The organism is Microbacterium sp. 2FI, assembly GCF_005502885.1.
Classification (GTDB): domain Bacteria; phylum Actinomycetota; class Actinomycetes; order Actinomycetales; family Microbacteriaceae; genus Microbacterium.
The window spans coordinates 89,426-113,279 of record NZ_SCMR01000003.1 but is presented as its reverse complement, the minus strand read 5'-3'; the positions used below and the strand labels follow the sequence as shown (position 1 = coordinate 113,279).

Below are 23,854 nucleotides of genomic sequence, written 5' to 3'. Positions count from 1 at the left end.
CTTCTCGGAAGGCGTCGTCAGCGGGCGTCGCGCAGGGCCGCACGCACGAGGTCGATGTGCACGCGGAAGCTGCGCACCATCTCACCGGTTGCGTGGAAATTGAATGCGAGATGGATGCCGCTGCCGTCGTCGCCGAACAGGTGCGCGCCCGTGACGCCCAGGTGGCCGGTGAGGTGCGGCATCCCGCGGAGGAAAGGTGAGAACCCCGCGTATCGCAGCTGCATCGCGCCGGTGCCGTAGCGGATCCCGGGCCGGAACCGGTTCGAGGCCGCGGTCATGCGCGCGAGCGACTCTGGCGAGACGAGTTCGCCGCCGTGCCACGCGACGCTGAAGCGCACGAGGTCGTCGACCGTGGAGACCACTCCCCCGCCACCCCAGTCGCAGCTGAGCGCGCGCGTTCGGCTGACCTCGTGCCGACCGAGCCACAGCGGGGCGAGATCGAGCGCGGCGGCGGGCGGCCTGCTCGCGTCACCGCCCGCGTCACCACCGCCGGGCCACGAGTGGAAGAGCAGGCACGACTGGTCCATGCCGACGGGCGCGAAGATGCGCTCGTGCAGCTGGCGATGAAGCGGCGCGCCGCCCGCCTCTTCGATGATGCGCGCGGCGAGCACGTAGCCGGTGTCGGAGTACGCGAACCGCGCTCCGGGTGCGCCGACGGGCCGCTGGTGCTCACGGGTGTATCCGAGAAGGTCGGCGGGCGCCCACAGCCGGTCGGGCGCCGAGATCACGTCGTCCACGAAGCTCCGCGGAGCCCGCGTGGGGCCCTCGAAGTAGTCCGCGACACCGCTCGTATGGGCGAGCAGGTGCAGGGCGGTCACCTCGCGTGCGCGGTCGATCCCGTCGACGACGAAGAGTCCGCGCCATTCCTCGGCGGGGAGCAGCCCCGTGATCGGGGCGTCGAGGTCGAGCGCGCCGCGCTCGGCCAGCTGGAAGGCGAGCGTCGCCGTCATCGTCTTGCCGACGCTGGCGGTGTGGAATCTGCGTGCGCGGTCGCCGAACGCGAACTCGAAGCCGGGTGCGATCACGAGCACCTGCGGCTCGGGCATCGCGTCGCGGACGCGCGCCCGTGCCCGCGCGGCGCGCGTGAGTGTGCGCTCGAGCTTGCCGGTCGCCGTGTCAGGATGGGCCACGGATCCTCCTCAGGGATATCTCTATGAGATATATATCTATGAGGAGCATACGAAAGGAACGGCGCCGGTGCAATACGTGATCCTCGGACTCCTGCTGGCGGGTCCGCTGTCGCTGTACGACCTGCACAAGCAGTTCGGCCAGGGCGTCTCGCTCTTCTACAGCGCGAGCTTCGGCAGCCTCCAACGTGCGCTGCAGCACCTCGTCGCCCAGGGTCTCGTCACCGTGAGCGAGGCGAGCGAGGGTCGTCGTGGCCGCAAACTCCACACCATCACCGATGATGGACGCGCGGCGTGGCGCGAGTGGATGCTCGCCCCGACGACGGGCGCGGATGCCGAGACGACGATGCTCGCGAAGGTGTTCCTCACCGGCTCCCTCACCGATCCCGCCGACCGCGCGGCCGTCATCGCTCGGCTGCGCGAGCGCGTGTCGGCCGATCTCGACGGACTCACGGGTGCTGCGGCATCCATCGATGCGCAGAGCATCCCCGCCGAGTACGCGGCCATGTTCGCGTTCCAGCGCGCGACGCTCGACTACGGCATCCGCGCGCACGAGCTCGCCGCTCGCTGGCTCGACGAGCTGCCCGGAGACGCCGTATGAACCTGCGAGGATGACGGCATGGCCCGCACTCCGACCGCCCTCCTGAGTCCGGCCGATCAGGAGCGCCGCCGAGCGCTCCGCGTCATGAAGGGCGTCGCCCTCGGCGCCCTGGTCGCGATGGCCGTGATCTTCGTGATCGCGTTCGCGCTCCAGGATCAGTACCCCGCGCTCGCCTACGTCCGCGCCGCGGCCGAGGGTGGCATGGTGGGCGCGCTCGCGGACTGGTTCGCCGTCACGGCGCTGTTCCGCCACCCCCTCGGCATCCCGATCCCGCACACCGCGATCATCCCCAAGCGCAAGGACGAGATCGGGCAGAACCTCGGCGAGTTCGTCGAGACCGAGTTCCTGCGCGCCGACGTCGTGCGCACCAAGCTCGACGAGACGGCGATCGCCGCGAAGCTCGGCGCGTGGCTGCGCGAACCCGCGCACGCAGAGCGCGTCGCCGCGGAAGGCTCGCTCATGGCCGCGGGGGTGCTCCGCGCTCTCAGCGACGACGACGTGCAGGACCTCATCGCCGACCTTGCCCGCGAGCACCTCATCGCTCCCGAGTGGGGTCCGCCGCTCGGCGGATGGCTCGAGCGCATCGTGGACTCCGGCGCGCATCGGAGCGCCGTCGACCTCGGCGTCGACAGCATCGCGGCGTGGCTCGAGGCCAACCACGCCGCCTTCACCGGACTGGTCTCCCGGCGCCTTCCCGCGTGGGTTCCCGGGATCGCGCACCGGCTCGTCGACGACACGGTCTACAACGAGGCCATGAAGTTCATCGCTGCCGTGCAGATCGACCCGCAGCATCCCGCCCGCCGCGCCGTCGACGGCTATCTGGCACGCCTCGCAGCCAACATGCAGCACGATCCCGCCACGATCGGCCGGCTCGAGGACTCCAAGGCGACCCTCTTCGACAGCCCGCGCGTGCGCGAGCTCGCCGCCGAGGCGTGGAACACCGCCAAGGCGGGCCTGCTCGTCTCGCTCGCCGACCCCGAGAGCGGGCTGCGGCGGCGGGCCGCCGAGGCGCTGAGCGAGATCGGAGAACGGCTCACGACGGATGCCGCCCTCCAGCGCCGCGTCGACGGCTGGGTGACCGATGCCGCGGTGTTCCTGGTCGATCGCTACCGACACGACATCGCCTCGATCATCTCCGACACCGTCTCGCGCTGGGACCCCGACGAGACGACCGAGAAGATCGAGCTCATGGTCGGCCGCGACCTGCAGTACATCCGCCTCAACGGCACGATCGTCGGCGCACTGGCGGGTCTCGTCATCTTCTCGATCGCCGAAGCATTCCTGGGCTGACTGCCGGTACCCTGATCGCGTGACCGACAGCCCCCACCAGCTCCTCTTCAGCTACGGGACGCTCCAGAATCCCGATGTCCAGCTCGACATCTACGGCCGTCACCTCGAGGCCGAAGACGATGTCCTCCCCGGCTACACCGTCGACTACGCCGAGATCGAGGATCACCGCATCGTCGACCTGTCGGGCCTGTCGGTGCACCCGATCGTGCGGCCCACCGGCAATCCGCTCGACAAGGTGCTCGGCAAGGTGCTGCGGGTGACCGAGGACGAGATCGAGGCCTCGGACGAGTACGAGGTCGCCCTCTACCGCCGCGCCGAGGTCGTGCTCGCGAGCGGCCGCACCGCGTGGGTGTACGTCGCCCACTGACCGGCGCTGATCCCGCCCGTCAACGGCCTTCGTCGCTCATCAGCGGTAGCGTGAAAGCCGTGACACTCTCCCACGATGCGCTCTGGCCTCGTGCCGGCGACTGGCCCGTTACACCCGACGACGATTCTCCGATGGATGCCGCGATCCTCGGCGTTCCGACGTGGCGGACCTCGCTGTCGCCGACGGGAGCCCATGCGACACCGGCAGCCGTGCGCGAGGCGCTCCGCCGCTACAGTCCGACTCTCCTCGGTCCACCGGCGGTCGACCTGAACGACGTGCTGCGGATCGTCGACGCGGGCGATGTCACCGAGCCCGACGGGCCCGACGGCGAGGCGGCGGTGCGCGCCCGCGTCGCCGACCTCAGCTCACGCTCGCGCCTCGTCGTCGCTCTCGGCGGCGACAACTCGCTCACCTACGCGGTCGCGGAGGGCGCGGGCGCGACCGGGCTCATCACGATCGACGCCCACTTCGACCTGCGCGACGGCGTTTCCAACGGTTCGCCCGTGCGCCGTCTCGTCGACGACGGACTCGATCCGCGTCGCATCGTGCAGCTGGGCATCGCCGACTTCGCGAACTCCGCCGCCTACGCGCGGCGCGCGGCCGATCTCGGCATCACCGTCATGACGATGGACGACCTCCGCCGTCGCGGCGCGGCCGACGTCGCCGCGGAGGCGCTCGAGATCGCGGGGGCCGGCGGCGGCATCCATCTCGACGTCGACGTGGATGTGTGCGACCGCTCCGTCGCTCCGGGATGTCCGGCGTCGGTGCCGGGCGGGCTCGCTGCGTGGGAGCTGCGTGCGCTCGTCCGGGCCATCGCGATCGATGCGAGGGTGCAGACCGCCGACATCGCCGAGGTCGACGCGACCGCCGACGCCCCCGACGGGCGCACGGTGCGGCTGGCCGCCCTCTGCGTGCTCGAACTGCTCGCGGGTCTCGCGAGCCGGACGGAAGGACCCCGATGATCACCCTCGCCCTCGTTCGCCACGCGAAGTCCGATTGGGGCGACCCGTCGCTCGACGACCACGACCGTCCGCTCAACGACCGGGGGCTCGACGATGCCCCGCGCATGGCGCGTCTGCTCGCGGTGCGCGGCTTCCGTCCCGATGTGATCCTCGCGAGCACGGCGGTGCGCGCCGCGACCACGGCGGACTTCTTCGGCGAGGCGCTCGGCGTCGACGTCACACTCGATTCCGCACTCTACGGCGCACCGGCGGGCGACCTGCTCGACGCGGCGCGGGCGACCGGAACCGCGCGCGTGGTCGTCGTCGCGCACGACCCGGGCATGAGCGTGCTGGCGGGGCGCCTCTCGGACGGCGGCATCGCCCACATGCCGACGTGCGCGGTCGCGACCTTCACGTGGGATCACGACGACTGGGACGTCGCGACCTCGCTCGAGCCCGACTCGTGGAGCTTCGACACGCCCCGCTGAGACCGCTGAGATCAGGCCGGGGTGAGTTCTGCCCCGTCCTTCCAGACCCGCGAGACGAGCGGCACGCCCGGTCGGTAGGCCAGATGCACGCGCGTCGGCGCGTCGAGCAGCACGAGGTCGGCGCAGGCGCCGGCAGTGATGACGCCGACATCGTCGCGTCGCAGCGCTCGGGCGCCGCCTGCGGTCGCCGCCCACACGGCTTCGGCGGGGGTCATCCCCATCTCGCGCACGGCGAGCGCGATCATGAGCGGCATCGAACTCGTGAAGCTGGATCCCGGGTTGCAGTCGCTCGCCAGCGCAACGGTGACGCCGGCGTCGATGAGCCGGCGCGCATCGGGGTAGGGCTGGCGCGTGGAGAACTCGACGCCCGGAAGCAGCGTCGCGACGGTGTCGCTCGCGGCGAGGGCCGCGACATCGGCGTCGGAGAGATACGTGCAATGGTCGACGGATGCCGCCCCCACCGCGACCGCCAGCTGCACGCCGTCGCCGGGTCCGAGCTGGTTGCCGTGCACGCGCGGCAGGAGTCCGCGGGCGATGCCGGCGTCGAGGATGCGGCGCGACTCGTCGGGAGTGAAAGCGCCGCGCTCGCAGAAGACGTCGACCCAGCGGCTGTGCGGAGCGCACGCGTCGAGCATGTCGCCGACGACGAGCGCGATGTAGTCCTCGCGGCGCTCGGCGTACTCGGCGGGCACGACGTGGGCGCCGAGGAAGGTGACCTCGGGCGTTACCTCGGCGGCGAGTCGCGCTAGCCGCGCTTCGTCGTCGACCGTGAGGCCGTACCCCGTCTTCACCTCGAACGTGGTGGTTCCCTGGGCGTGAAGCTCTGCGACGAATCCGGCCAGCCGCGCGCGCAGCTCGGCATCCGTCGCCGCCCGTGTCGCCGCGACCGTGCGCCGTATGCCGCCCGCCGCATACGCGGTTCCTGTCATGCGCGCCTCGAACTCGTCCGCACGATCGCCTCCGAACACGATGTGCGTGTGCGAGTCGACGAACCCCGGGATGACGGCGCCGCCGCCGGCATCCACGCGTTTCGTCTCGGTCGCTTCGCTCCCTCGCTCAACGACCGAGGGCTCCCTGGTCGTTGAGCGAGCGAAGCGAGACGAAACGTCCTCGGCCTCATCTGCCGGGCCCACCCAGGCGACCCGCCCGTCGACGACCAGCACCGCCGCATCGCGCAGGGTGCCGCACGGGTCGCCCGGTGCGCTGGCCCCGCCGACATTGGTCGTCAGTTCGCCGATGTTCGTGATGAGCGTGGTGCTCACAGCATCCTTCCCCTTCGCATCTCCCGAATTCTCCGCGCCATGTCCCGATTCTCACCGCTGAGTTGCTCCTCAGCCAGAGAGAGTGGGACACGATACCGCCGTCACAGCATCGGAACGTTCAGCCCGCGCTCGCGCGCGACCTCCTTGGCCCGGTCGTAGCCGGCGTCGACGTGGCGCATGACACCGGTGCCCGGATCGTTCACCAGCACGCGCGCGATCTTCTCGGCGGCGAGGTCGGTGCCGTCGGCCACCGTCACCTGCCCGGCATGGATGCTGCGGCCGATGCCCACGCCGCCGCCGTGGTGGATCGAGACCCACGATGCGCCGCTCGCCGTGTTCAGGAGGGCGTTCAGCAGCGGCCAGTCGGCGATCGCGTCGGATCCGTCGGCCATCGCCTCGGTCTCGCGGTAGGGGCTCGCGACAGACCCTGCATCGAGGTGGTCGCGGCCGATGACGATGGGGCCGGCGAGCTCGCCCGAGGCGACCATCTCGTTGAACTTCAGTCCCGCGAGGTGACGCTCCTGGTAGCCGAGCCAGCAGATGCGGGCCGGGAGGCCTTCGAAGTGCACGGTGTCACCGGCCTTCTCGAGCCAGCGGACGAGTCCGGCGTTGTCGGGGAACAGCGCCTTGACGGCCTCGTCGGTCTTGCGGATGTCTTCGGGGTCTCCCGACAGCGCCACCCAGCGGAAGGGTCCGCGACCCTCGGCGAACTGGGGGCGGATGTACGCGGGAACGAACCCCGGGAACGCGAACGCACGCTCGAAGCCGCCCAGCTGCGCCTCGGCGCGGATCGAGTTGCCGTAGTCGAAGACCTCGGCGCCGGCATCCATGAAGCCGACCATTGCCGCCACCTGCGCGGCCATGGCCTCGCGGGCCTTCACGGTGAACCCTTCGGGATCGCGGGATGCCGCATCCTTCCACTCCTCGACCGAGATGCCGATCGGAAGGTAGGCGAGCGGGTCGTGCGCGCTCGTCTGATCGGTGACGATGTCGATCGGCGTGCCGCGACGCAGGAGCTCGGGGAACACCTCGGCAGCGTTGCCGACGATGCCGACACTGAGCGCCTCACCGGCCTCCTTCGCTGCCACGACGCGGGAGACTGCCGCATCGAGGTCGGTCGTGTACTCGTCGAGGTAGCCGTGCTCGACGCGGCGCGCGAGCCGCGACTCGTCGACGTCGACGATGAGCACCGCCCCGCCGTTGAGGGTGACGGCGAGCGGCTGGGCGCCGCCCATGCCGCCGGCGCCGCCGGTGAGCGTGAGCGTGCCGGTGAGCGTGTCTCGATACGGCGCTTCGCGCCTACTCGACAACCGGGAAGCCAGCGACCGCGCGACGGCGGCGAAGGTCTCGTAGGTTCCCTGCAGGATCCCCTGCGTGCCGATGTAGATCCACGACCCGGCGGTCATCTGGCCGTACATCGTGAGGCCGAGCTCTTCGAGCTTGCGGAACTCGGGCCACGTCGCCCAGTCCCCCACGAGGTTCGAGTTCGCGATGAGGACGCGGGGCGCCCACTCGTGCGTGCGGAAGACGCCGACGGGCTTGCCCGACTGCACGAGGAGGGTCTCGTCGGGCTCGAGCTCGTCGAGGGTGCGCACGATCGCGTCGTACGCCTCCCAGCTGCGGGCTGCCTTGCCGGTGCCGCCGTAGACGACGAGGTCTTCGGGGTGCTCGGCGACCTCGGGGTCGAGGTTGTTCATGAGCATCCGCTTGGCGGCTTCGGCGCCCCAGCTCTTGGCGGTGCGGACGCTGCCGCGCGCTGCGCGGACAGTGCGGACGGTGCGGGTGGTCACTGCTTCGGGTGAGACGGTCATCGTCACTCCTTGGTGTTCGAGAGCGGAAGAGCTGCGGCCGCGACGGCGCCCGAGGCGACGAGCGCGGTCACCGCCTCCATGTCGGGCGAGAGGAAGCGGTCGGGGCCGGGGCCGCCTGCGACCGTGCGGACGAGGTCGCGCACAGCGCCGGTCGCGGGTCCGGGCTGCAGCGGCGCCCGAAGGTCGAGCGCGCGGGCGCCGGTGAGCACCTCGATCGCGAGCACACGGGTGAGGCCGTCGATGCCGCGGCGGAGCTTGCGGGCGGCTGCCCACCCCATCGAGACGTGGTCCTCCTGCATCGCGGACGATGGGATCGAGTCGACGGATGCCGGCACCGCGAGGCGCTTCAGCTCGGAGACGATCCCGGCGGCGGCGTACTGCGCGATCATGAGGCCGGAGTCGACGCCGACCTCGTGCGCGAGGAAGGGCGGCAGGCCGTGGCTGCGGGCGGGGTCGAGGGCGCGGTCGGTGCGGCGCTCCGAGATCGAGGCGAGGTCGGCCACCGCGATCGCGAGGAAGTCGAGCACGTACGCGACCGGCGCACCGTGGAAGTTGCCGTTGGATTCGACCCGGCCGTCGTCGGTGATGACGGGGTTGTCGACGGCCGAGGCGAGCTCGCGCGCGGCGATCATGCGGGCGTGGTCGACGGTGTCGCGGACGGCTCCGTGCACCTGCGGCGAGCAGCGCAGCGAGTACGCGTCCTGCACGCGCGTGCAGACGGCCGGGTCGCGGTGCGACGCGACGATCGGGGAGCCCTCGAGCACCGCGCGCAGGTTCGCGGCCGAGGCCGCCTGGCCTACCTGGGGACGCAGCGCCTGCAGGTCGGCGGCGAAGACCGCGTCGGTGCCGAGCTGCGATTCCACCGACATGCCGGCCGCGACATCGGCGGTGTCGAGCAGCATCGAGAGGTCGTGAAGGGCGAGCAGCAGCATCCCGAGCATGCCGTCGGTGCCGTTGATGAGGGCGAGGCCCTCCTTCTCGCGGAGGACGAGCGGGGTGAGGGATGCCGCGGCCAGCGCGTCAGCGGCGGGCACGAGGTCGCCCTCGGCGTCGCGCACGTCGCCCTCGCCCATCGCGGCGAGCGCGACATGCGACAGCGGGGCGAGGTCGCCCGAGCAGCCGAGCGAGCCGTACTCGCGCACGATCGGGGTGATGCCGGCGTTGAGCATCCCGGCGTAGGTCTCGACGACCGCAGGGCGGACGCCGGTGTGCGCGGTCGCGAGCGTCTGCAGGCGCAGGAGCATGAGGGCACGCACCACCTCGCGCTCGACCTCCGCTCCGGTGCCGGCGGCGTGCGAGCGGATGAGGCTCGCCTGCAGCTGGAGGCGCCGCTCGGGTGCGATGAAGGTCGTGGCGAGCGCGCCGAAGCCGGTCGAGATGCCGTAGTGAGGCTCGGGATCGTCGGCGAGGCCCTCGACGAGGGCGCGGGTCGCGGCGACGCGCACGAGTGCCTGTGCGTCGATCTCGATGCGGGCGCCGTGGCGGGCGACGGCGACGACGTCTTCGGGACGCAGGGGTGCCGCGCCGACCGTGACGACGCCGGGGCGGGAGCCGGTGAGGGTGGTCATGTGTCGATTCCACACCGCGGGGGTCGCCGGCGACAGGGGTTCGTGGCATCCTGTGTCTGGGATGCCAGACAATCCGCCCACCCCCGCTCGACCACAGGTTCCCGCCGCCGATCAGACGCTGCGGATCCTGTCGTTCCTCGCGCGACAGCGGGGTCCGATCGGCGCCCGGACGATCGCCGACAACCTCGGCATCGCGCGCTCGAGCGTCTATCACCTGCTCGGTGCGCTCGAGACGCACGGGTTCGTCGTGCACCTGCCTGGGGAGCGCCGGTGGGGGCTCGGCACGGCGGCGTTCGAGCTCGCGGGCGGCTACTCGCGCCAGCAGCCGCTGGCGCGCCTGGGCAGGCCCCTCGTGGCGGCTCTCGCCGACCGCACCGGCGAGAGCGCGCATCTCGCTGTCATGACCGGGCGGAATGTGCTGTACATCGTCGAGGAGCGCGCGCCGCGGCGCCCTGCGCTCGTGAGCGACGTGGGCGTACGGCTGCCTGCGCACCTCACGGCGAGCGGTCGCGCCATGCTCGCGGCGCTCCCGCGCGAGCAGGTGCGGGCGCTGTATCCGGATGCCGCGGCCTTCGCCGACCGCACGGGCCGAGGCCCCGCGCGGCCGGGCGAACTGCGTGATGTGCTGCGCGAGGTGCGGACTCGCGGTCATGCGGTCGAAGACGGCGAGGTGACGCTGGGACTGGCGTCGGTGGGCGTCGCGGTGCTCGACCACACCGGGTGGCCGGCTGCGGCGATCGCGGTGACGTGGCCGGTCGACGGCGCGCCGGATGCGGCATCCGTCGCCCGCCATGCCGCCGACGCTGCCGCCGAGCTGTCGCGGCGCATCGGGGGCGCGGCCTAGCGGGACGCGCTCGATGTGCTAGTCGCCCGAGCCCCGGTCGTCTTCGCGAAGTCGCGTGTCGAGAAGCCCCGCGATCTCGCTCCAGCCGTGCTGTTCGGCGAGCTCGCGCGGGGTTGTTCCGTCACGATCCGGCAGGCGAGGGTCTGCGCCGCCGGCCAGGAGCAGCCGCACGATCTCCTGGTGCGCGGGGCCGCCGGTTCCCAGCACGATCGCCTCATGCAGCGCCGTCCACCCGAGCCGGTTGACGTGGTCGAGATCCGACCCCGCCTCGATGAGGAGCGCAACGGTCGAGACGTGTCCGCGCTCGCTCGCCGGGATCACAGCGATGCCGCCGTACCTGTTGGTGACGGTGAGGTCGCCGCCCGCTGCGAGCGCCGCTCGCACGACCTCGTCCATGCCTTCCGCGCCGGCGTACAGCAGCACCGAGTCGAGCATGTCATCTCGGGCATCGACGTCGGCGCCGCGGGCGATGAGGGCGAGAGCTTCGCGCGTGTCGCCGCGTTTGAGGGCTGCGACGGCGGTGAGTCCGAGGGCGGTCGCCTCGTCTGCGGAGGCCATCAGTCCACCTTCGCGACAGTGCCGCCGGTCAGTCGCATGAGATCGTCGAAGGTCATCGGGAAGACCGTGTGCGGCGTGCCGCCGGCAGCCCAGATCTCGTCGAAGTGGGCGAGGTCTTCGTCGACGATCGTCACGAGCGGCTCGGGATGCCCGGTCGGCGCGACGCCGCCGATGGCCTGGCCGGTGGCCTCGCGCACCTGATCCGCGGACGCGCGGGCGATGACGCCGCGACCGAGGCGCTCGGCGAGGGCCTTCGTGTCGACGCGGTGCGCGCCGCTGGTCATCACGAGGAGGGGGGCGTCGTCCGACCAGAACACGAGGCTGTTCGCGATCGCGCCGACCTCGATGCCGAGGGCTGCCGCGGCGAGCGCGGCCGTCGAGGCGGCGTCGGGCAGCACGACGATGTCACCGGTGATCCCGGCGGCGCGCAGGGATTCGTGGACGAGGCGGCTGCGGGCGGGGAGGTCGTTCGGCGCGGTCACCCGTCCAGACTATTGCGGGCCGTGCGCCAGGATCTCGCCGTGCGGCATGAGCAGCCAGCCGTCGGGAGCATCGGCCCATGCGCGCCAGCCGTCCGAGATGCGCTGGAGCAGCGCGTCGTCGGCGCCGACGGCCCGCGCACCGTCGGCGAACGCCGAATGCACGACGCGGTCGGCCCACGCGCCGCCCCACCATGCACGGTCGACGTCGCTCTCGAACAGCCAGAGCGAGGCGCTCGAGCGGATGCCGGTGAGTCCCGCCTCGCGCGCCCAGGACTTGAGGCGTCGACCGGCCGCGGGCTCGCCCGAGACGGCGCGGTGGGTCGCGAGGTACAACGTGTGCCATTCGTCGAGCGCCTGCACGCGCGGAAACCACAGCACGCCCTCATAGTCCACGTCGCGCGCGGCGACGAGTCCGTCGGGGCCGGCGACGCGGCCGAACTCACGGAGGGCGTCGACCGGTCGCGCCATGTGCTGCAGCACCTGGTGGGCATGCACGACGTCGAACTCGCCGTCCTCGGCGTCGAGGGCGTAGGCATCGCCGACGACGAAGCTGAGTCCGGGGGCGGTGTGGTCGGCGGTCGCCTGCGCGACCACGTCGGTCGATGCGTCGACGCCGACGACGCGGCCGGGGGCGATGCAGGCGGCGAAGTCGGCCGTGATCGTGCCCGGTCCGCTCCCGACGTCGAGGAGCGACGAGGCGGGCTTCAGGTGCGGCAGCAGGTACGCCGCCGAGTTCTCGATGGTGCGCCAGCGATGAGCTCGCAGAACGCTCTCGTGATGACCGTGGGTGTAGGCGTCGGGCATGGTGCGACAGTAACGCGCTGCGCACTCTGGCGCAGTAATGTGACGCGCGTATCACCAAGGCTGGCAATGTGCGTCATATCGCGTGTGGTGGTTGAACACATCGCGTGATGGTGTTCCAATGGATGCGGATGCCGCAACGCCGCGGCATCCATAGCGCAACGCCCACAAGGCCCGCCGAAGGAACCCGCGATGAAGCACACCCTGCCCTCCCTGCCCCTGCCCGAATTCACCCACGAACGCGTGGAGGTGGTCACGGGTCGTCGCAGCGGCCTCGTCATCACCGTGGCGCTGCACTCCTCGGTGCTCGGCTCCGCCCTCGGCGGTGCCCGCCTCTGGACGTACCCGCACTGGAGCGACGCTTTCGGCGACGCGCTGCGTCTGTCGGCGGCGATGACGCTCAAGAACGCGGCGGCCGGACTCGACGCCGGTGGCGGCAAGTCGGTCATCGCCCTTCCCCCGGGAACGGTGCTCGATACGGATCGGCGCCGCGATGCGTTCCTCGACCTCGGCGATGCCGTCGAGTCGCTCGGCGGCCTCTACCGCACGGCGGAAGACGTCGGTTCGACCACCGAAGACATGCTGGTCGTCAGCGAGCGCACCGAGCACGTGGTGGGCCTCCCCGACGCCGTCGGAGGGTCGGGAGAACCCGCCGGACCGACGAGCCTCGGCGTGTACGAGTCGCTGCGTGCGACCCTCGAGCGCGTCACCGGGTCGGCCGACGTCGCCGGCCGCCGCATCACCGTCTCCGGGCTCGGCCAGGTCGGCGGCCGTCTCGCCGTTCGCCTCGCCGCCGAGGGCGCCGTGCTCACCGTCACCGACGTCAACCCCGCCAAGCGCGATCTGGCTCTCGACCTCGAGGCGGAGTGGGCGACTCCGGGCGAAGAGCACCTCGTTCCGTCCGACGTCTTCGTGCCGGCGGGCATCGGCGGCCTCCTCACCGACGACGTCATCGATGCGCTCGATGCCAAGGCCGTGTGCGGACCGGCGAACAACCCCCTCGCCGACCGTTCGGGCGCCGATCGACTCGCGCGTCGCGGCATCCTGTACGCGCCTGATTTCGTCGTCAACGCGGGCGGCGTGATCTACCTCGACCTCGAGGCGAAGCACCTGGGTTCGCGGACCGACATCATGGATCGCGTCTCGCGGATCGGCGAGACCGTGCGCCGCATCTTCGACGAGGCCGAGGCGCGCGGCGTCACCCCGCTCGAGGCCGCCGAGGGCCTGGCCGCCGAGCGTCTCGCGGCCGGCGCGGATCGGCACGCACTCACCCACTGATCACGGTTCTCCCCGGAGGACCCCATCGACGAGTGGATGCCGCGGCCCGCGTGGCCGCGGCATCCATCCGTCCGCCTGCCGCTAGGTTGGCGCCATGAGCGGAGTGTGGCTGGCGGCGCTGAGCGGTGTGATCGGCGGCGGAACTCTCCTCGTGGGTGCCGCGGTCGCGTGGTTCGTCGCCATCCCGCAGCGCGTTGTGGCGGGGATCATGGCGGTGGGTGCCGGCGTCCTCATCTCGACGCTGGCTTTCGAACTCGTCGAGGAGGCCGCCGAGGATGGCGGACTCGTCCCCACGGTGATCGGCTTCCTGGGCGGTGCGATCCTGTACATCGTCGCCGACCAGCTCGTCTCGCGCCCGAAGGCTCAGCCCGCGAAGGTCCCCGCGAAGGTCCCCGCGGATGTGCCGGCGGATCTGTCCGTAGAGGTCCCGGCGAGCATCGTCGCGCGCCGCGGCGGGGCACGACTGGCCGGCGGTGCCGGCATGGTGATCGCGATCGGCGCCCTTATCGACGGCATCCCGGAGTCGATCGTCATGGGTCTGTCGGTGCTGGACGGCGGCATCAGCATCCCGATCGTCGCGGCTATCGCGATCAGCAACTTCCCCGAGGGGCTCGGCTCGACCGCGGCGCTCAAGCGGGGTGGATCGAGCGGGGGCACGGTCGCTCTGCTGTGGGGATCGATCGCCGCGATCACGGTCGCAGCTTCCGTGCTGGGCTTCGTCGCCTTCCAGACCGCTCCGGCGAATCTCGTCGCCCTCATCACGACGATCGCCGCGGGCGGACTGCTCGCAATGATCTGCAACACCATGATCCCCGAGGCCTTCGACGAGCAGCACGCGCTCACGGGGCTGTGGGCGACGATCGGCTTCCTGGGCGCGTTCGTGCTGCACGAGGTCGCCGGATAGCGGCGATCTCGAGACCTCCTCTGTCGCAAACTCTGTCTCAGAACGGCGCCGGCTCGCTCGACGTCCGGAAGACCGGCACCCGCCGCTCGGGATCGACGCGATAACGCCGCCCCGACGGTGACGTCCACTCGAGCGCTCCGCCGTCGACCTGCCGCACCCCCCAGCCGCCGTGATGCTTCACGGTGTGATGGCCTTTGCACAGCGGAGCGAGGTTCACGATCGACGTCTCGCCACCGAGCATCCAGTCGATCGAGTGGTCGATCTCACACCGGTCGGTGGGCATCCCGCATCCGGGCGCCATGCAGCGGCCGGCCCTCCACTTCACGAGCTTCCGCAGACCCGGCGGTGGTCGGTACTGATCACGCCCGACCGAGAGCACGACGCCGGTCTCGGGATGGGTGAGGATCCGCATCCAACCGTCCGCCCCGCCGCACAGTTCGCGAGCACGTTCGATGGGGATGGGCCCGATGCCCTCGACCGTCGCCGGCTCGGAGACTCCGGACCCCGCTCCAGCCCCAGCAGCGCCATCACAGAGATCACCACGGTCGAGCAGCGCGAGCGCGGGCACGGTCACCGCGACGGTCGCGCGGATCCCCTGCGCTTCATCGGGAACCGCGTCGGTCCACCCCTCGATCAGCAGATCGCAGACGACGTCGGCGCGGATCTGGTCGAGCGTGCGCGTCTCGCCCTCGCGCCCCGCGATGGCCTTCGCCATCGCGGTCGCGCGCGCGTCGATCGCCCGCGCCTCGACTTCGGGGATGAGCGCCATGTACCAGGCCATCCCGTTCTCGGCGGGCTCGACCACCGTGCGCCGACCGGCGACGGCCACTGCGTGGCGCTCGCTGAGCGTCTCGGCGCGCACGGTCTCGAGAAGCGCCCGCAAAGACCTGCGGAACGTGCCGACCGGCTCGATCTCGGCCAGCACGATCGCCTGCGGAACGACCCGCTCGTGGAACTCGACTTCGAGTCCCGCCATCGCCGCCACGAAGATCTGGGTGTGACGCTCGGTGGTGCGGCCGCCGCTGAGCGAATCGAGCATCTGCGGGAACCGGTGCACCAGCGCGTCCGCCCGCACGATGAGCTCGGCAGCGGCGTACTCGGTGATCCGCAGCGCCGCCGCGAGCTCGAGCCGGATGCCGCGGTCGATGATCTCGCGCACGCCCGAACCGCGCCCGACCGCCTCGGCGAGCGCCTCGCGCCTCATCGCATCGATGCGCCGCAGCTGTTGCGCGGCGAAGACGGACAGCATCGTCGCGACCTCCAGCACGAGGTCGACGGCGTCGGGAACCCAGGCGTCGTCGGCAGAGCGATAGTCGCGGCCGGGATCATCGTCATCAGGCGGATCGTCGTCGAAGTGCATACCTGAAGGCTAGAACAGACCTCCGACATTGAGCGCTCGCTGAATCCGCAACTGGACCCAGAGATCCGAACGTCACGACGACTTCAGTCGTCGCCGCCTTTGCCTTTGCCCTTGCCCGGGTTGTCCTTCCCTGAGTTGCCGTTCCCCGAGTTCCCACTTCCGGAGTCGCCCGAATCGTCACCAGAGTCGTCGTCCGAGTCGTCGACCGGCGCTGTCGGCGCGGGCGCCTCGGCGGGCACATTGAGGTCGGCCCGGACCAGATCGATCGACGCCTGGATCTCCATCGCGCGCTGCGCACTGACCTCGCCCGCCGCAATCGCCTCGTCGAGCTGTCGTTGCAGGTCGTCGAGCGCCTTGAGCGCCGCCGCGTCGTCCCCCGCAGCGGCGTGGTCGGCGACGGCCACGACGCTCTCCTGCATCGGCGCGGCCGCGCCGGCCGCGATCTCACTCGACGGTGACGAACACCCCGCCAGCATCCCGGCCGCGAGCGCCACGGCGCCGGCGTAAGCGGCAACCCGCGTGAACATCACGGCGTCACCGCCTCGAGCAGATCGTCCAGATGAGTGCCGAGCGGCTCTTCGAGCTGCGGCAGCTCCGGCAGCTCCGGCGACGCCGGAGGAGCGGATGCCGACGCACCCCAGCCGATGAGCACCGCCGTCACCGCGACAGCGGCCAGGCCGCCCGCGACGATCCCGATCACGAGGCCCCACGACCGCCGCGCGCGCGAGGGAGCCACTGCTCCATCCGAGCGCTCGTGCGCAGGGTCGTCGAGGAACCCTGCATCAGAGGGCACAGATCCCGTCCTGCCGCGCGCTTCCAGCACCGACTCGCCGGTCACGGGCACCCGCTCGGTCACCGTGACGGGGAGGGGCAGCACCTTCGTGCGGTCAGGGCTCGATTCAGCGGCAGTGTCGGCAGCCGGCATCCCCGATCCAGACCGAACCTCACCAGACACGAACGCCTCAGCCGGCAGCGCAGGAATCGGGGGCAGAGCAGGAACCGGGGGCACGACCGATCCACCCGACTCCTCCAGAATCACGCCGGCCACCCCGGTGACGTCGGCATCGATCGCACCCGCGTCGATCCGGCTCCCCGCGACCGCCACCTCGAGGGCAGTCGGCCGCTGCGCGGGATCGGTGGCCGTCATCGCACTCAGCAACGACTTCCACCCGTAGCCGAGGTCACCGGGGATCTCGGGCTGCGACGTGAGTCGAGCGATGAGCGCCTCGTGGGTGGCCGCCTGCGGAAACGCCCGCCGACCGGTCAGCGCCTCGATCACCACGAGGCCGAGCGCGTAGATGTCTGCCGCCGTCGTGGGCTCGGCCCCGCGCACCTGCTCGGGGGCGAGGTAGGCAGCCGTCCCCATGACGGTTCCCGGCAGCGTCACGCGCGCGGCGTCGACGAGATGTGCGATACCGAAATCCGCGAGCGTCGCGCGGAACGAGTGCCCCGGCAGCAACGGAGGTCGCAGCAGGATGTTCGACGGCTTGATGTCGCGGTGGATGATCCCCGCCGCATGGACCACGTGCAGGGCCTCGCCGAGATCGCCGACCAGCGAGGCGGCATCCGCACTCGCGATCGGCCCGGCGGCGATGCGGTCGGCGAGCGTCGAGCCCTCGATGTACTCCATCACGAGGTAGGCGCCCTCGTCAGTGTCGACGCGGGCATCGAAGAGCGTCACGAGCGACGGATGACTGAGCGAGGCGAGCAGCGTCGTCTCCGACGCCTTGCGGGTGAGGTCGGCCCCATCCGCCGTGCCCGAACGGAAGACCTTCACCGCGACGGTCCGACCGAGCATCACATCGGAGGCGCGGTACACCCGCGCCATGCCGCCCTCGCCGATCAGCTCGTCGATGCGATACCGGCCGTCGAGCAGCTCGCCCGCCTTCGGCCCCGGATCGGCGAACACCGCTGGCGCACGCAGATCGTCCGTTTCGCCCACCGTCATTGCGCCTCCCCTCCCGAGTTCGGTGCGAGGAACTCTACGCGACGAAGGCACGTCGAAAGAGGGGCTGGACACGACGGATGCCGCAGGCTAGACGGCCCGCGGCATCCGTCGTGCTTCACCCACGCATCGCGGCTGCGCCCGTCACGGCTGCACCCACGCCGACGGCGCCGACGGCGCCACCACGGGTGGCCGGTCGTCGCACGTGATCGTGTTCGGCAGCTGCCACGATCCCGCCCAGGGTCCGGTCGTGCCCCCGCCGTCGTTGCCGCCGAGGTCGGTGACCGAGAACTCGCTGCCGGTCGGCAGCCAGTTGAACGCGCCGCAGTTGTTGATGCCGACCGCGCCGACATTGCGCGCATCGACGTTCTCGAACGACGCGCCGCCCATTGCCCGTGCACTCAGCACCGACGTGCCGGTCCCGTCGATGCGCACGTCCTCGAAGGCGACGTCGGTGATCGAGTACAGGTCCTTCACGCCCCACTCCGCCACCGCCATGATCGCGTTGTAGGTGCTGTCGAGGTAGTGGTCGCCGCTCACGCGGATGCCCGAGATCGACCCCTCCAGGGCGTAGATCCAGAGCGATCCCATGCCGATGTTCCAGTTCAGCTCGCGGGTGCCCGCGCGCACCGTGGTGTTGTTCTCGAAGGTCAGCGTCCCCGCGAACGGGTGAGCGCCGAAGCGCGACCCCGCGTGCAGCCCGCTCCCCTCGCGGATCGTGTCGGCCACGAGGTTGTTCGACACGGTGTTGTCGGTGCCCCCGTAGATCGCGATGCCGTTCGCGAGTGTCGGGGTCTGCACGGTGTTGTGGTCGAACACGTTGCCGACGTTCGTGGGCGTCGTGCCGCCGTGCGACTCGGCCCACATCGCGAGCCCGTCGTCACCGGTGTTGCGCACGAAGTTGTTCCGCGCCGTCGAGTCGGTGACCCCGAGGTGGAAGTTCAGCGCATCGGCGATCTGGTCGACGATGATGCTGTCCTCGACCAGCACGTTCGACATCGGCCCGTCGAACCACAGGCCGACCTTCGTGTGCTGGATGTGCAGGCTCCGGAACGACGAGTCGTGGAACGCCCCACCGATCCCGTTCACCTGATCGGTGTCGATGCGCTCGCGCACGTCGCCCTCGATCGCGAAGCCGGAGAGGTGCACGTTGCGGCTGCCGCCGTCTGCGGCATCCTTCCCGTAGAAACCCACCCCCGTATGGACCGAGCCGTCAGGCGCCGGTTCGGCGAGCGTCATCTCGGATCCCGTGATCTTCGTGTACCAGTGGCCGGCACCCTCGATCGTGACGTCGTCGACGATGATGTGGCGGTCGACGCGGTAGGTGCCCGGCGGGACGTAGACGGTGAGCCCGGTCCTCTGCGCGAAGGCGATGGCCTTCTCGAACGCCTTCGCGGCATCCTTGCGGCCGGTCGGATCGGCGCCGAACGCGAGCACGTTCGCGGCCTTGATCTTCACGTACGGCTTTCCGACAAGCTCGGTGTCGATCAGGTCGATGACCGTCCACGCGATGCCGGCGGGTGCCGTGAGCCGCACCGTCTCGCCGACCTTGTACGTCTTGTGCAGCAGCAGCCGCTCCTCGTCGTAGAACTTCATCGGCCGGAACGGCTTCACCGGCTCGAACCCCGGCTGGTCGTACTGCGGCACGCAGGCGCACTCCGCGAGCCACCAATCCGGATGCAGCAGCCCCGCGTTCGGGTCGTTCGTGAAGGGGTACTGGTTGTAGAGGTAGCCGTACTGGGACGTCATCGTGAGCTTCGTGGTGTGCGGCCCCACCTTGACGGCGAGCGGCGCCTCAAGGCCGCCCCCGTTCGGTGAATCCGGGATGCTGTAGCGCACCGTGATCGCGTTCGCCGCCGCCGGCAGGGTGAACTCCACGTACTGCCCCGGCAGCAGCTTGACCGCCGATCGGCCCGATGCCTCGGCCTCGATCGTGTAGGCCTCTCGGCCGGGGCCGATCACCGTGCCGTTCGTCGCGACGCTCTCGGCCTCCTGCTCGAGGAACGCGACATCGGCGCCGCGGCCGGACACGAGCGCGGGGTCGAGCGCGGCGCGCGTCACGACGGGCGGTGGCGCGTTCGTCGGAGGGGCTGCGGATGCTGCGGGCGCACCCGCCAGCACGGCCACCGTGAGAGATGCCGCAGCCAAGGCCGCGACGAAGGTTCCAGGTCGTGTCATCGTCGACTCGCTTCATCCGGGGGACGGGCGACATTGCCCGCTCGCCGCCAATCTAGGGCGAATCAGCGTGGATATTCAAGCAGTCGTCGATACTTTCCATGCTTCTGTTTGTTTCTTGCGGTGCTGTCGTGCAGTGGACGCAAGTCCTTGCGCCGCTTGCGCCCCTTGCGCCGCTTGCGCCGTTTGCGCCCCGCGCAGTCCCCAGACCCCCCAGGGTTTTGGGGCGTCGTACGTGCGCGACACGCGGCCCCACCCGGCGTGTCGCGCACCGAACACGCCCCGAACCCGGCGAACCCCAGCCCAGCCCAGCCCAGCCCAGAGCAGACCGGTCAGGCCGAAGCGGACCAGCTCGGTCCGGCGACCGCGTCGTCCGCCGCGCCGTCCGCCGCGCCGTCATCGACGGTCAGTCCATGCAGAGTCTCGAGCGCAGCGCGCGCCTCGTCGATGCGACCCTCGACGGCGAGCTCGCGAATGCGCACCGACGGGCGGTGCAGCAGCACGCCGGCAAGGTGGCGCAGCGCCGCCTCGACGTCGTCGCCGGCACCGCGCGAGCGCGCGCGGGCGATCTCGTCCTCGACGACGTTCAGCACCTCCTGGCGCAGCGCCGTGATGGCCGGACCCGCCTCGCGGTCGGCGGCGAACTCGGTCGCGGCATCACCCACGATCGCGCGCGCATCGGCGTGCGCGCTGAACTCGGCCAGCGGCGCGTGCAGGCGGATGGTCTCGAGGTCGAGCAGTTCGACGCCGGCGACGCGACCCACGGCAGGGTCGACGTTGCGCGGCAGCCCGAGGTCGATCACGAGCACGCGGCGGCCGGGCTCGAAGGCGTCGGCGTGGACGACGGCGTCCGTCGTGCACGTGATGACGACGTCGGCGTCGGCTGCGGCATCCGCGAAGTCCGAGACCGAGGTCAACGCGTGCTTCACCGCGAACGCGGCCGCGCGACCCGACGGCGAGAAGACGCGGATGTCCACGGCGCCTCGGGCGCGGACGGCCTCGACGGTGCGGGCGGCGTAGCGTCCTGTGCCGACGACGAGCACGCGCGCGGCCGACCAGTCGGCGACGCGGCTCGACGCGAGTTCGAGCGCGAGGCGCACGAGCGAGCGATGCGTGCCGCGCAACCCCGTGCGATTTCGGATGCCGCGACTCGTGTGCGTCGCCCTCTGGAAGAGCCGCTCCAACTCGCTGCTCGTCATGCCCTCGGCGCGCGCGGACTCGAGTGCCCGGCGCACCTGTCCCGAGATCTCGTCCTCGCCGACGACGAGCGATTCGAGCCCGCTCGTCACCGCGAAGAGGTGGGCGGCGGCATCCGCTCCCTGGTGCACCGCGACGGATGCGCGCAGGTGGTCCACGGGGATGTCGGATGCCGAGGCCATCGCCTCGACGACCGATTCGACCGCGACGGCCTCGCCGCCGGTGAGCGGCTCGTCGATGTCGAGGTAGGCCTCGAAGCGGTTGCACGTGGCGAGCACGACGGCTCCGGCCACGAACAGCTCATCGTCGACCAGGGCGCGCGTCGCCGCGGGCGCCCCGACCGAAAGGCGCTCCAGGATGTCGAGGCTCGCGTTCCGATGGTTCGCGGTGAGACAGAGAAGCACGAGCCTAATGTTAACGGGTGCCCCACGAAAGCTCTGCATCGCCCGACGTCGACGGAAACACCGCCCCCGCGCTCATCCGCGCCTACCGCGGCGAGCGCGCGGCGACACCGCCCGTGTGGTTCATGCGCCAGGCGGGCCGCTCGCTCCCCGAATACCGCGAGCTGCGCGTCGGCACCGACATGCTCGACGCGTGCCTGAATCCCGACCTGGTGAGCGAGATCACGCTGCAGCCGGTGCGCCGCCACGGCGTGGACGCCGCGATCTTCTTCAGCGACATCGTGATCCCGGTCAAGCTCGCGGGCGTCGACGTGCGCATCGTCGCCGGTCGCGGCCCGGTGCTCGAGCACCCCGTGCGCACGGCCGCCGACGTGGCGGCCCTCCCCCCGCTCGACCCCGAGGCGCTCGCTCCGATCCGCGCGGGCGTCGCCGCCACCGTGGCGGGGCTCGCGCAGCTGGGCACTGCGCCGCTCATCGGCTTCGCCGGTGCGCCGTACACGCTCGCTTCCTACCTCGTCGAGGGTGGCCCGTCGAAGGAGCAGCTGAAGACGCGCGCCCTGATGCACTCCGAGCCCGCGACGTGGGACGCACTGCTGTCGTGGTGCGCCGAGATCACCGGAGCCTTCCTCGCGACGCAGATCGAAGCGGGTGCTTCGGCCGGGCAGCTCTTCGACTCGTGGGCGGGATCGCTGAGCCTCGCCGACTACTCGCGCTTCGTCGCGCCGCACTCGGCACGGGCGCTCGATCCGGTGCGCAGCCTCGGCGTGCCCCTCGTGCACTTCGGCGTCGGCACGGGTGAACTCCTCGCCGCGATGCACGGCATCGGCGTCGACGTCATGGGCGTCGACTGGCGCCTGCCCCTCGACGAGGCCTCCCGGCGTCTCGGCGGCACCGTGCCCCTGCAGGGCAACATCGACCCGGCGCTCCTCGCGGCGCCGTGGCCCGTGCTCGAGGCGCACATCGTCGACGTGCTCGACCGCGGCCGCAGCGCCCCCGCGCACGTGCTGAACCTCGGCCACGGGGTCCCGCCCGACACCGACCCGGCGGTGCTCACGCGCATCGTGGAGTTCGTCCACTCCCGTGACTGACTTCCAGGTCGTCGGCGGCGGCGTCGCGGGGCTCGTCCTCGCGCGGCGCCTCGCGATCGCGGGCGCAGACGTCGTCGTGTACGAAGCCTCGGATCGCCTCGGCGGCACGGTCGCGGGGCACGTCGTCGGCGGAATCGCGATGGATGCCGGCGCCGAGAGCTTCGCCGTGCGCGGCGGCACGGTCGCGGCGCTTCTCGGCGAGCTCGGGCTCGCCGGCGACATCGTCGAGCCGCGCCCCGGCCCCGCATGGCTGCAACCGGCGTCCGGCGACCCGGTACCCCTGCCGGCGACGGCGCTGCTCGGCATCCCCGCCGACCCGCTGGCCGCCGACGTCGTGCGGGTGATCGGCGCCGCAGCAGCGGCCCGGGCGGTCGACCTCGACGCCCGCACGCTCGGAGCGATCGACCCTGGCGCAACGCTCGGCTCCCTCGTCCGCGAGCGCCTCGGCGAGGCACTGCTCGAGCGGCTCGTCGCCCCCGTCGTGCACGGCGTGCACTCGCAGCATCCCGATGACCTGCCCCTCGAGCGCGCGCACCCGGGGCTCCGCACAGCGCTCACCGAGGTGGGCTCACTGTCGGGCGCCGTCGCGCGGCTGCGGGCCGACGCGCCCCCGGGATCCGCGGTCGCCGGCATCCGCGGCGGGGTCCACCGACTCGTGACCGCCCTCGCCGCCGACCTCGATCGCCTCGGCGTCGACGTGCGCCTCGGCACGCGGATCGACGACGCCCACGCGCTGGGCGGCACCGTCGTCGCCGCCGCGCCCGGCGTGTGGGCACCCGCGGCACCGGGCCGCCGCATCGATCTCATCACGCTCGTCGTCGACCAGGACGAATGGGATGCGGCACCATATGGGGCTCCGCCCCAAACCCCCGGCTCGCTGACGCGCGCCCCCAATGGGGCTCCGCCCCAAACCCCCGGCTTGCTGACGCGCGCCCCCAATGGGGCTCCGCCCCAAACCCCCGGCTTGCTGACGCGCGCCCCCCGCGGCAGCGGGCTGCTCGTCGCGCACGGAGCCCCGGTCACAGCCCGCGCACTCACCCACGCCACGGCGAAGTGGGAGTGGCTCCGCGAAGCCGCAGGCGACCACCACGTGCTGCGACTCTCCTACGACGCACTCCCGGCAGACCCCGTCGCCACCGCGCGCACAGACGCCGAAGTGCTCCTCGGAGTGCGGATCCCGACGGTGGTCGATGCGGCGCACGTGACGTGGGTGCGCCCGGCATCGACAGACGCGGCATCCCGTCCCGCCGACCCCGCACCCACCGTCGGCGAGACCGTCGCCGGATCAGGCCTCGCCGGCATCATCGCGCACGCCGAGCGCACCGCGACGGGCCTCCTCGCCCACCCGTGACACCTCCCCCGTTCC

22 protein-coding genes are annotated in these 23,854 nt (G+C 71.4%); 10 read left to right on the top strand and 12 right to left on the bottom strand.

The window, feature by feature from the left end; genetic code table 11:
• Window positions 1-17 precede the first annotated feature (17 nt).
• On the bottom strand, window positions 18-1,130 hold the full coding sequence (locus FFS15_RS04475) for a serine hydrolase domain-containing protein (RefSeq protein WP_171013083.1): 1,113 nt from the start codon (window positions 1,128-1,130) through the stop codon (window positions 18-20).
• A gap of 67 nt (window positions 1,131-1,197) precedes the next feature.
• Here FFS15_RS04475 and FFS15_RS18560 point away from each other — a divergent pair, with 67 nt between their 5' ends.
• The 5 genes from FFS15_RS18560 (at window position 1,198) to FFS15_RS04450 (ending at window position 4,814) form a co-directional block, all read left to right on the top strand.
• A complete protein-coding gene (locus tag FFS15_RS18560; protein ID WP_171013082.1) occupies window positions 1,198-1,728 on the top strand; it encodes a PadR family transcriptional regulator in 531 nt (176 codons plus the stop codon).
• Window positions 1,729-1,746: 18 nt separating this feature from the next.
• Window positions 1,747-3,018: a DUF445 domain-containing protein gene (locus FFS15_RS04465; RefSeq protein WP_137843800.1), complete on the top strand. Its 1,272-nt coding sequence runs from the start codon at window positions 1,747-1,749 to the stop codon at window positions 3,016-3,018.
• A gap of 19 nt (window positions 3,019-3,037) precedes the next feature.
• Window positions 3,038-3,385 (top strand): gamma-glutamylcyclotransferase family protein, encoded by a 348-nt coding sequence (locus FFS15_RS04460; RefSeq protein WP_137843799.1) that lies wholly within the window; start codon window positions 3,038-3,040, stop codon window positions 3,383-3,385.
• Between the two features lie 131 nt (window positions 3,386-3,516).
• Window positions 3,517-4,347, top strand: coding sequence for an agmatinase family protein (locus FFS15_RS04455; protein ID WP_137843987.1), 831 nt, complete (start codon window positions 3,517-3,519; stop codon window positions 4,345-4,347).
• Window positions 4,344-4,814, top strand: a complete 471-nt coding sequence (locus tag FFS15_RS04450; protein ID WP_137843798.1) for a histidine phosphatase family protein — start codon at window positions 4,344-4,346, stop codon at window positions 4,812-4,814. Before FFS15_RS04455 ends, FFS15_RS04450 begins: the two co-directional genes overlap by 4 nt.
• A gap of 11 nt (window positions 4,815-4,825) precedes the next feature.
• On the opposite strand, the gene hutI is transcribed toward FFS15_RS04450, so the two are convergent.
• The 3 genes from hutI to hutH all read right to left on the bottom strand — a co-directional run bounded on the left by hutI (window position 4,826) and on the right by hutH (window position 9,455).
• Window positions 4,826-6,076 carry an imidazolonepropionase gene (hutI, locus tag FFS15_RS04445; RefSeq protein WP_137843797.1) on the bottom strand — a complete coding sequence of 417 codons (1,251 nt, stop codon included), beginning with the start codon at window positions 6,074-6,076 and terminating at the stop codon, window positions 4,826-4,828.
• A 101-nt stretch (window positions 6,077-6,177) separates the two neighbouring features.
• The gene (gene hutU / locus FFS15_RS04440; protein WP_137843796.1) at window positions 6,178-7,887 is read right to left on the bottom strand and encodes a urocanate hydratase; all 1,710 of its coding nucleotides are present in this window, start codon (window positions 7,885-7,887) and stop codon (window positions 6,178-6,180) included.
• Between the two features lie 2 nt (window positions 7,888-7,889).
• Entirely contained in the window at window positions 7,890-9,455 is a 1,566-nt protein-coding gene (hutH, locus tag FFS15_RS04435) for a histidine ammonia-lyase (RefSeq protein ID WP_137843795.1), read from the bottom strand.
• Between the two features lie 61 nt (window positions 9,456-9,516).
• Between hutH and FFS15_RS04430 the strand changes: the two genes are divergently transcribed.
• Window positions 9,517-10,299 carry an IclR family transcriptional regulator gene (locus FFS15_RS04430; protein WP_249353709.1) on the top strand — a complete coding sequence of 261 codons (783 nt, stop codon included), beginning with the start codon at window positions 9,517-9,519 and terminating at the stop codon, window positions 10,297-10,299.
• An 18-nt stretch (window positions 10,300-10,317) separates the two neighbouring features.
• On the opposite strand, the gene FFS15_RS04425 is transcribed toward FFS15_RS04430, so the two are convergent.
• The 3 genes from FFS15_RS04425 to FFS15_RS04415 are packed head-to-tail and all read right to left on the bottom strand — an operon-like array spanning window position 10,318 to window position 12,143.
• Complete coding sequence (locus tag FFS15_RS04425) at window positions 10,318-10,857, bottom strand: ankyrin repeat domain-containing protein (RefSeq protein ID WP_137843793.1); 540 nt, start codon at window positions 10,855-10,857, stop codon at window positions 10,318-10,320.
• Entirely contained in the window at window positions 10,857-11,339 is a 483-nt protein-coding gene (locus FFS15_RS04420) for a YbaK/EbsC family protein (RefSeq protein ID WP_137843792.1), read from the bottom strand. The genes FFS15_RS04425 and FFS15_RS04420 overlap by 1 nt, the downstream gene beginning before the upstream one ends.
• Before the next feature lie 9 nt (window positions 11,340-11,348).
• Entirely contained in the window at window positions 11,349-12,143 is a 795-nt protein-coding gene (locus tag FFS15_RS04415) for a methyltransferase domain-containing protein (protein ID WP_137843791.1), read from the bottom strand.
• A gap of 189 nt (window positions 12,144-12,332) precedes the next feature.
• Between FFS15_RS04415 and FFS15_RS04410 the strand changes: the two genes are divergently transcribed.
• Together FFS15_RS04410 and FFS15_RS04405 are read left to right on the top strand one after the other, a co-directional pair.
• Complete coding sequence (locus FFS15_RS04410) at window positions 12,333-13,418, top strand: Glu/Leu/Phe/Val dehydrogenase family protein (RefSeq protein WP_137843790.1); 1,086 nt, start codon at window positions 12,333-12,335, stop codon at window positions 13,416-13,418.
• Between the two features lie 94 nt (window positions 13,419-13,512).
• Window positions 13,513-14,322 carry a ZIP family zinc transporter gene (locus FFS15_RS04405; RefSeq protein WP_137843789.1) on the top strand — a complete coding sequence of 270 codons (810 nt, stop codon included), beginning with the start codon at window positions 13,513-13,515 and terminating at the stop codon, window positions 14,320-14,322.
• Window positions 14,323-14,359: 37 nt separating this feature from the next.
• Here FFS15_RS04405 and FFS15_RS04400 read toward each other — a convergent pair whose 3' ends face one another.
• The 5 genes from FFS15_RS04400 to FFS15_RS04380 form a co-directional block, all read right to left on the bottom strand.
• Window positions 14,360-15,682: an HNH endonuclease signature motif containing protein gene (locus FFS15_RS04400; RefSeq protein WP_249353708.1), complete on the bottom strand. Its 1,323-nt coding sequence runs from the start codon at window positions 15,680-15,682 to the stop codon at window positions 14,360-14,362.
• A gap of 83 nt (window positions 15,683-15,765) precedes the next feature.
• Complete coding sequence (locus FFS15_RS04395; RefSeq protein ID WP_137843788.1) at window positions 15,766-16,212, bottom strand: hypothetical protein; 447 nt, start codon at window positions 16,210-16,212, stop codon at window positions 15,766-15,768.
• On the bottom strand, window positions 16,209-17,630 hold the full coding sequence (locus tag FFS15_RS04390; protein WP_137843787.1) for a serine/threonine-protein kinase: 1,422 nt from the start codon (window positions 17,628-17,630) through the stop codon (window positions 16,209-16,211). The genes FFS15_RS04395 and FFS15_RS04390 overlap by 4 nt, the downstream gene beginning before the upstream one ends.
• A gap of 141 nt (window positions 17,631-17,771) precedes the next feature.
• On the bottom strand, window positions 17,772-19,805 hold the full coding sequence (locus FFS15_RS04385; protein ID WP_137843786.1) for a glycosyl hydrolase family 28-related protein: 2,034 nt from the start codon (window positions 19,803-19,805) through the stop codon (window positions 17,772-17,774).
• Window positions 19,806-20,134: 329 nt separating this feature from the next.
• Complete coding sequence (locus tag FFS15_RS04380) at window positions 20,135-21,403, bottom strand: glutamyl-tRNA reductase (RefSeq protein ID WP_137843785.1); 1,269 nt, start codon at window positions 21,401-21,403, stop codon at window positions 20,135-20,137.
• 17 nt (window positions 21,404-21,420) lie between these two features.
• Between FFS15_RS04380 and hemE the strand changes: the two genes are divergently transcribed.
• Both hemE and FFS15_RS04370 read left to right on the top strand, forming a co-directional pair.
• Window positions 21,421-22,488: a uroporphyrinogen decarboxylase gene (gene hemE / locus FFS15_RS04375; protein WP_137843784.1), complete on the top strand. Its 1,068-nt coding sequence runs from the start codon at window positions 21,421-21,423 to the stop codon at window positions 22,486-22,488.
• Window positions 22,481-23,839 (top strand): FAD-dependent oxidoreductase, encoded by a 1,359-nt coding sequence (locus FFS15_RS04370; protein WP_137843783.1) that lies wholly within the window; start codon window positions 22,481-22,483, stop codon window positions 23,837-23,839. The genes hemE and FFS15_RS04370 overlap by 8 nt, the downstream gene beginning before the upstream one ends.
• The last annotated feature ends 15 nt before the right edge of the window (window positions 23,840-23,854 follow it).

Coding starts and splice junctions, on each gene's coding strand:
- FFS15_RS04390 (WP_137843787.1), bottom strand. CDS start 17,630: ATGACGGTGGGCGAAACGGACGATCTGCGTGCGCCAGCGGTGTTCGCC.
- FFS15_RS04465 (WP_137843800.1), top strand. CDS start 1,747: ATGGCCCGCACTCCGACCGCCCTCCTGAGTCCGGCCGATCAGGAGCGC.
- FFS15_RS04385 (WP_137843786.1), bottom strand. CDS start 19,805: ATGACACGACCTGGAACCTTCGTCGCGGCCTTGGCTGCGGCATCTCTC.
- FFS15_RS04450 (WP_137843798.1), top strand. CDS start 4,344: ATGATCACCCTCGCCCTCGTTCGCCACGCGAAGTCCGATTGGGGCGAC.
- FFS15_RS04400 (WP_249353708.1), bottom strand. CDS start 15,682: ATGCACTTCGACGACGATCCGCCTGATGACGATGATCCCGGCCGCGAC.
- FFS15_RS04430 (WP_249353709.1), top strand. CDS start 9,517: ATGCCAGACAATCCGCCCACCCCCGCTCGACCACAGGTTCCCGCCGCC.
- FFS15_RS04455 (WP_137843987.1), top strand. CDS start 3,517: ATGGATGCCGCGATCCTCGGCGTTCCGACGTGGCGGACCTCGCTGTCG.
- FFS15_RS04425 (WP_137843793.1), bottom strand. CDS start 10,857: ATGGCCTCCGCAGACGAGGCGACCGCCCTCGGACTCACCGCCGTCGCA.
- hutH (WP_137843795.1), bottom strand. CDS start 9,455: ATGACCACCCTCACCGGCTCCCGCCCCGGCGTCGTCACGGTCGGCGCG.
- FFS15_RS04405 (WP_137843789.1), top strand. CDS start 13,513: ATGAGCGGAGTGTGGCTGGCGGCGCTGAGCGGTGTGATCGGCGGCGGA.
- FFS15_RS04415 (WP_137843791.1), bottom strand. CDS start 12,143: ATGCCCGACGCCTACACCCACGGTCATCACGAGAGCGTTCTGCGAGCT.
- hutU (WP_137843796.1), bottom strand. CDS start 7,887: ATGACCGTCTCACCCGAAGCAGTGACCACCCGCACCGTCCGCACTGTC.
- FFS15_RS04410 (WP_137843790.1), top strand. CDS start 12,333: ATGAAGCACACCCTGCCCTCCCTGCCCCTGCCCGAATTCACCCACGAA.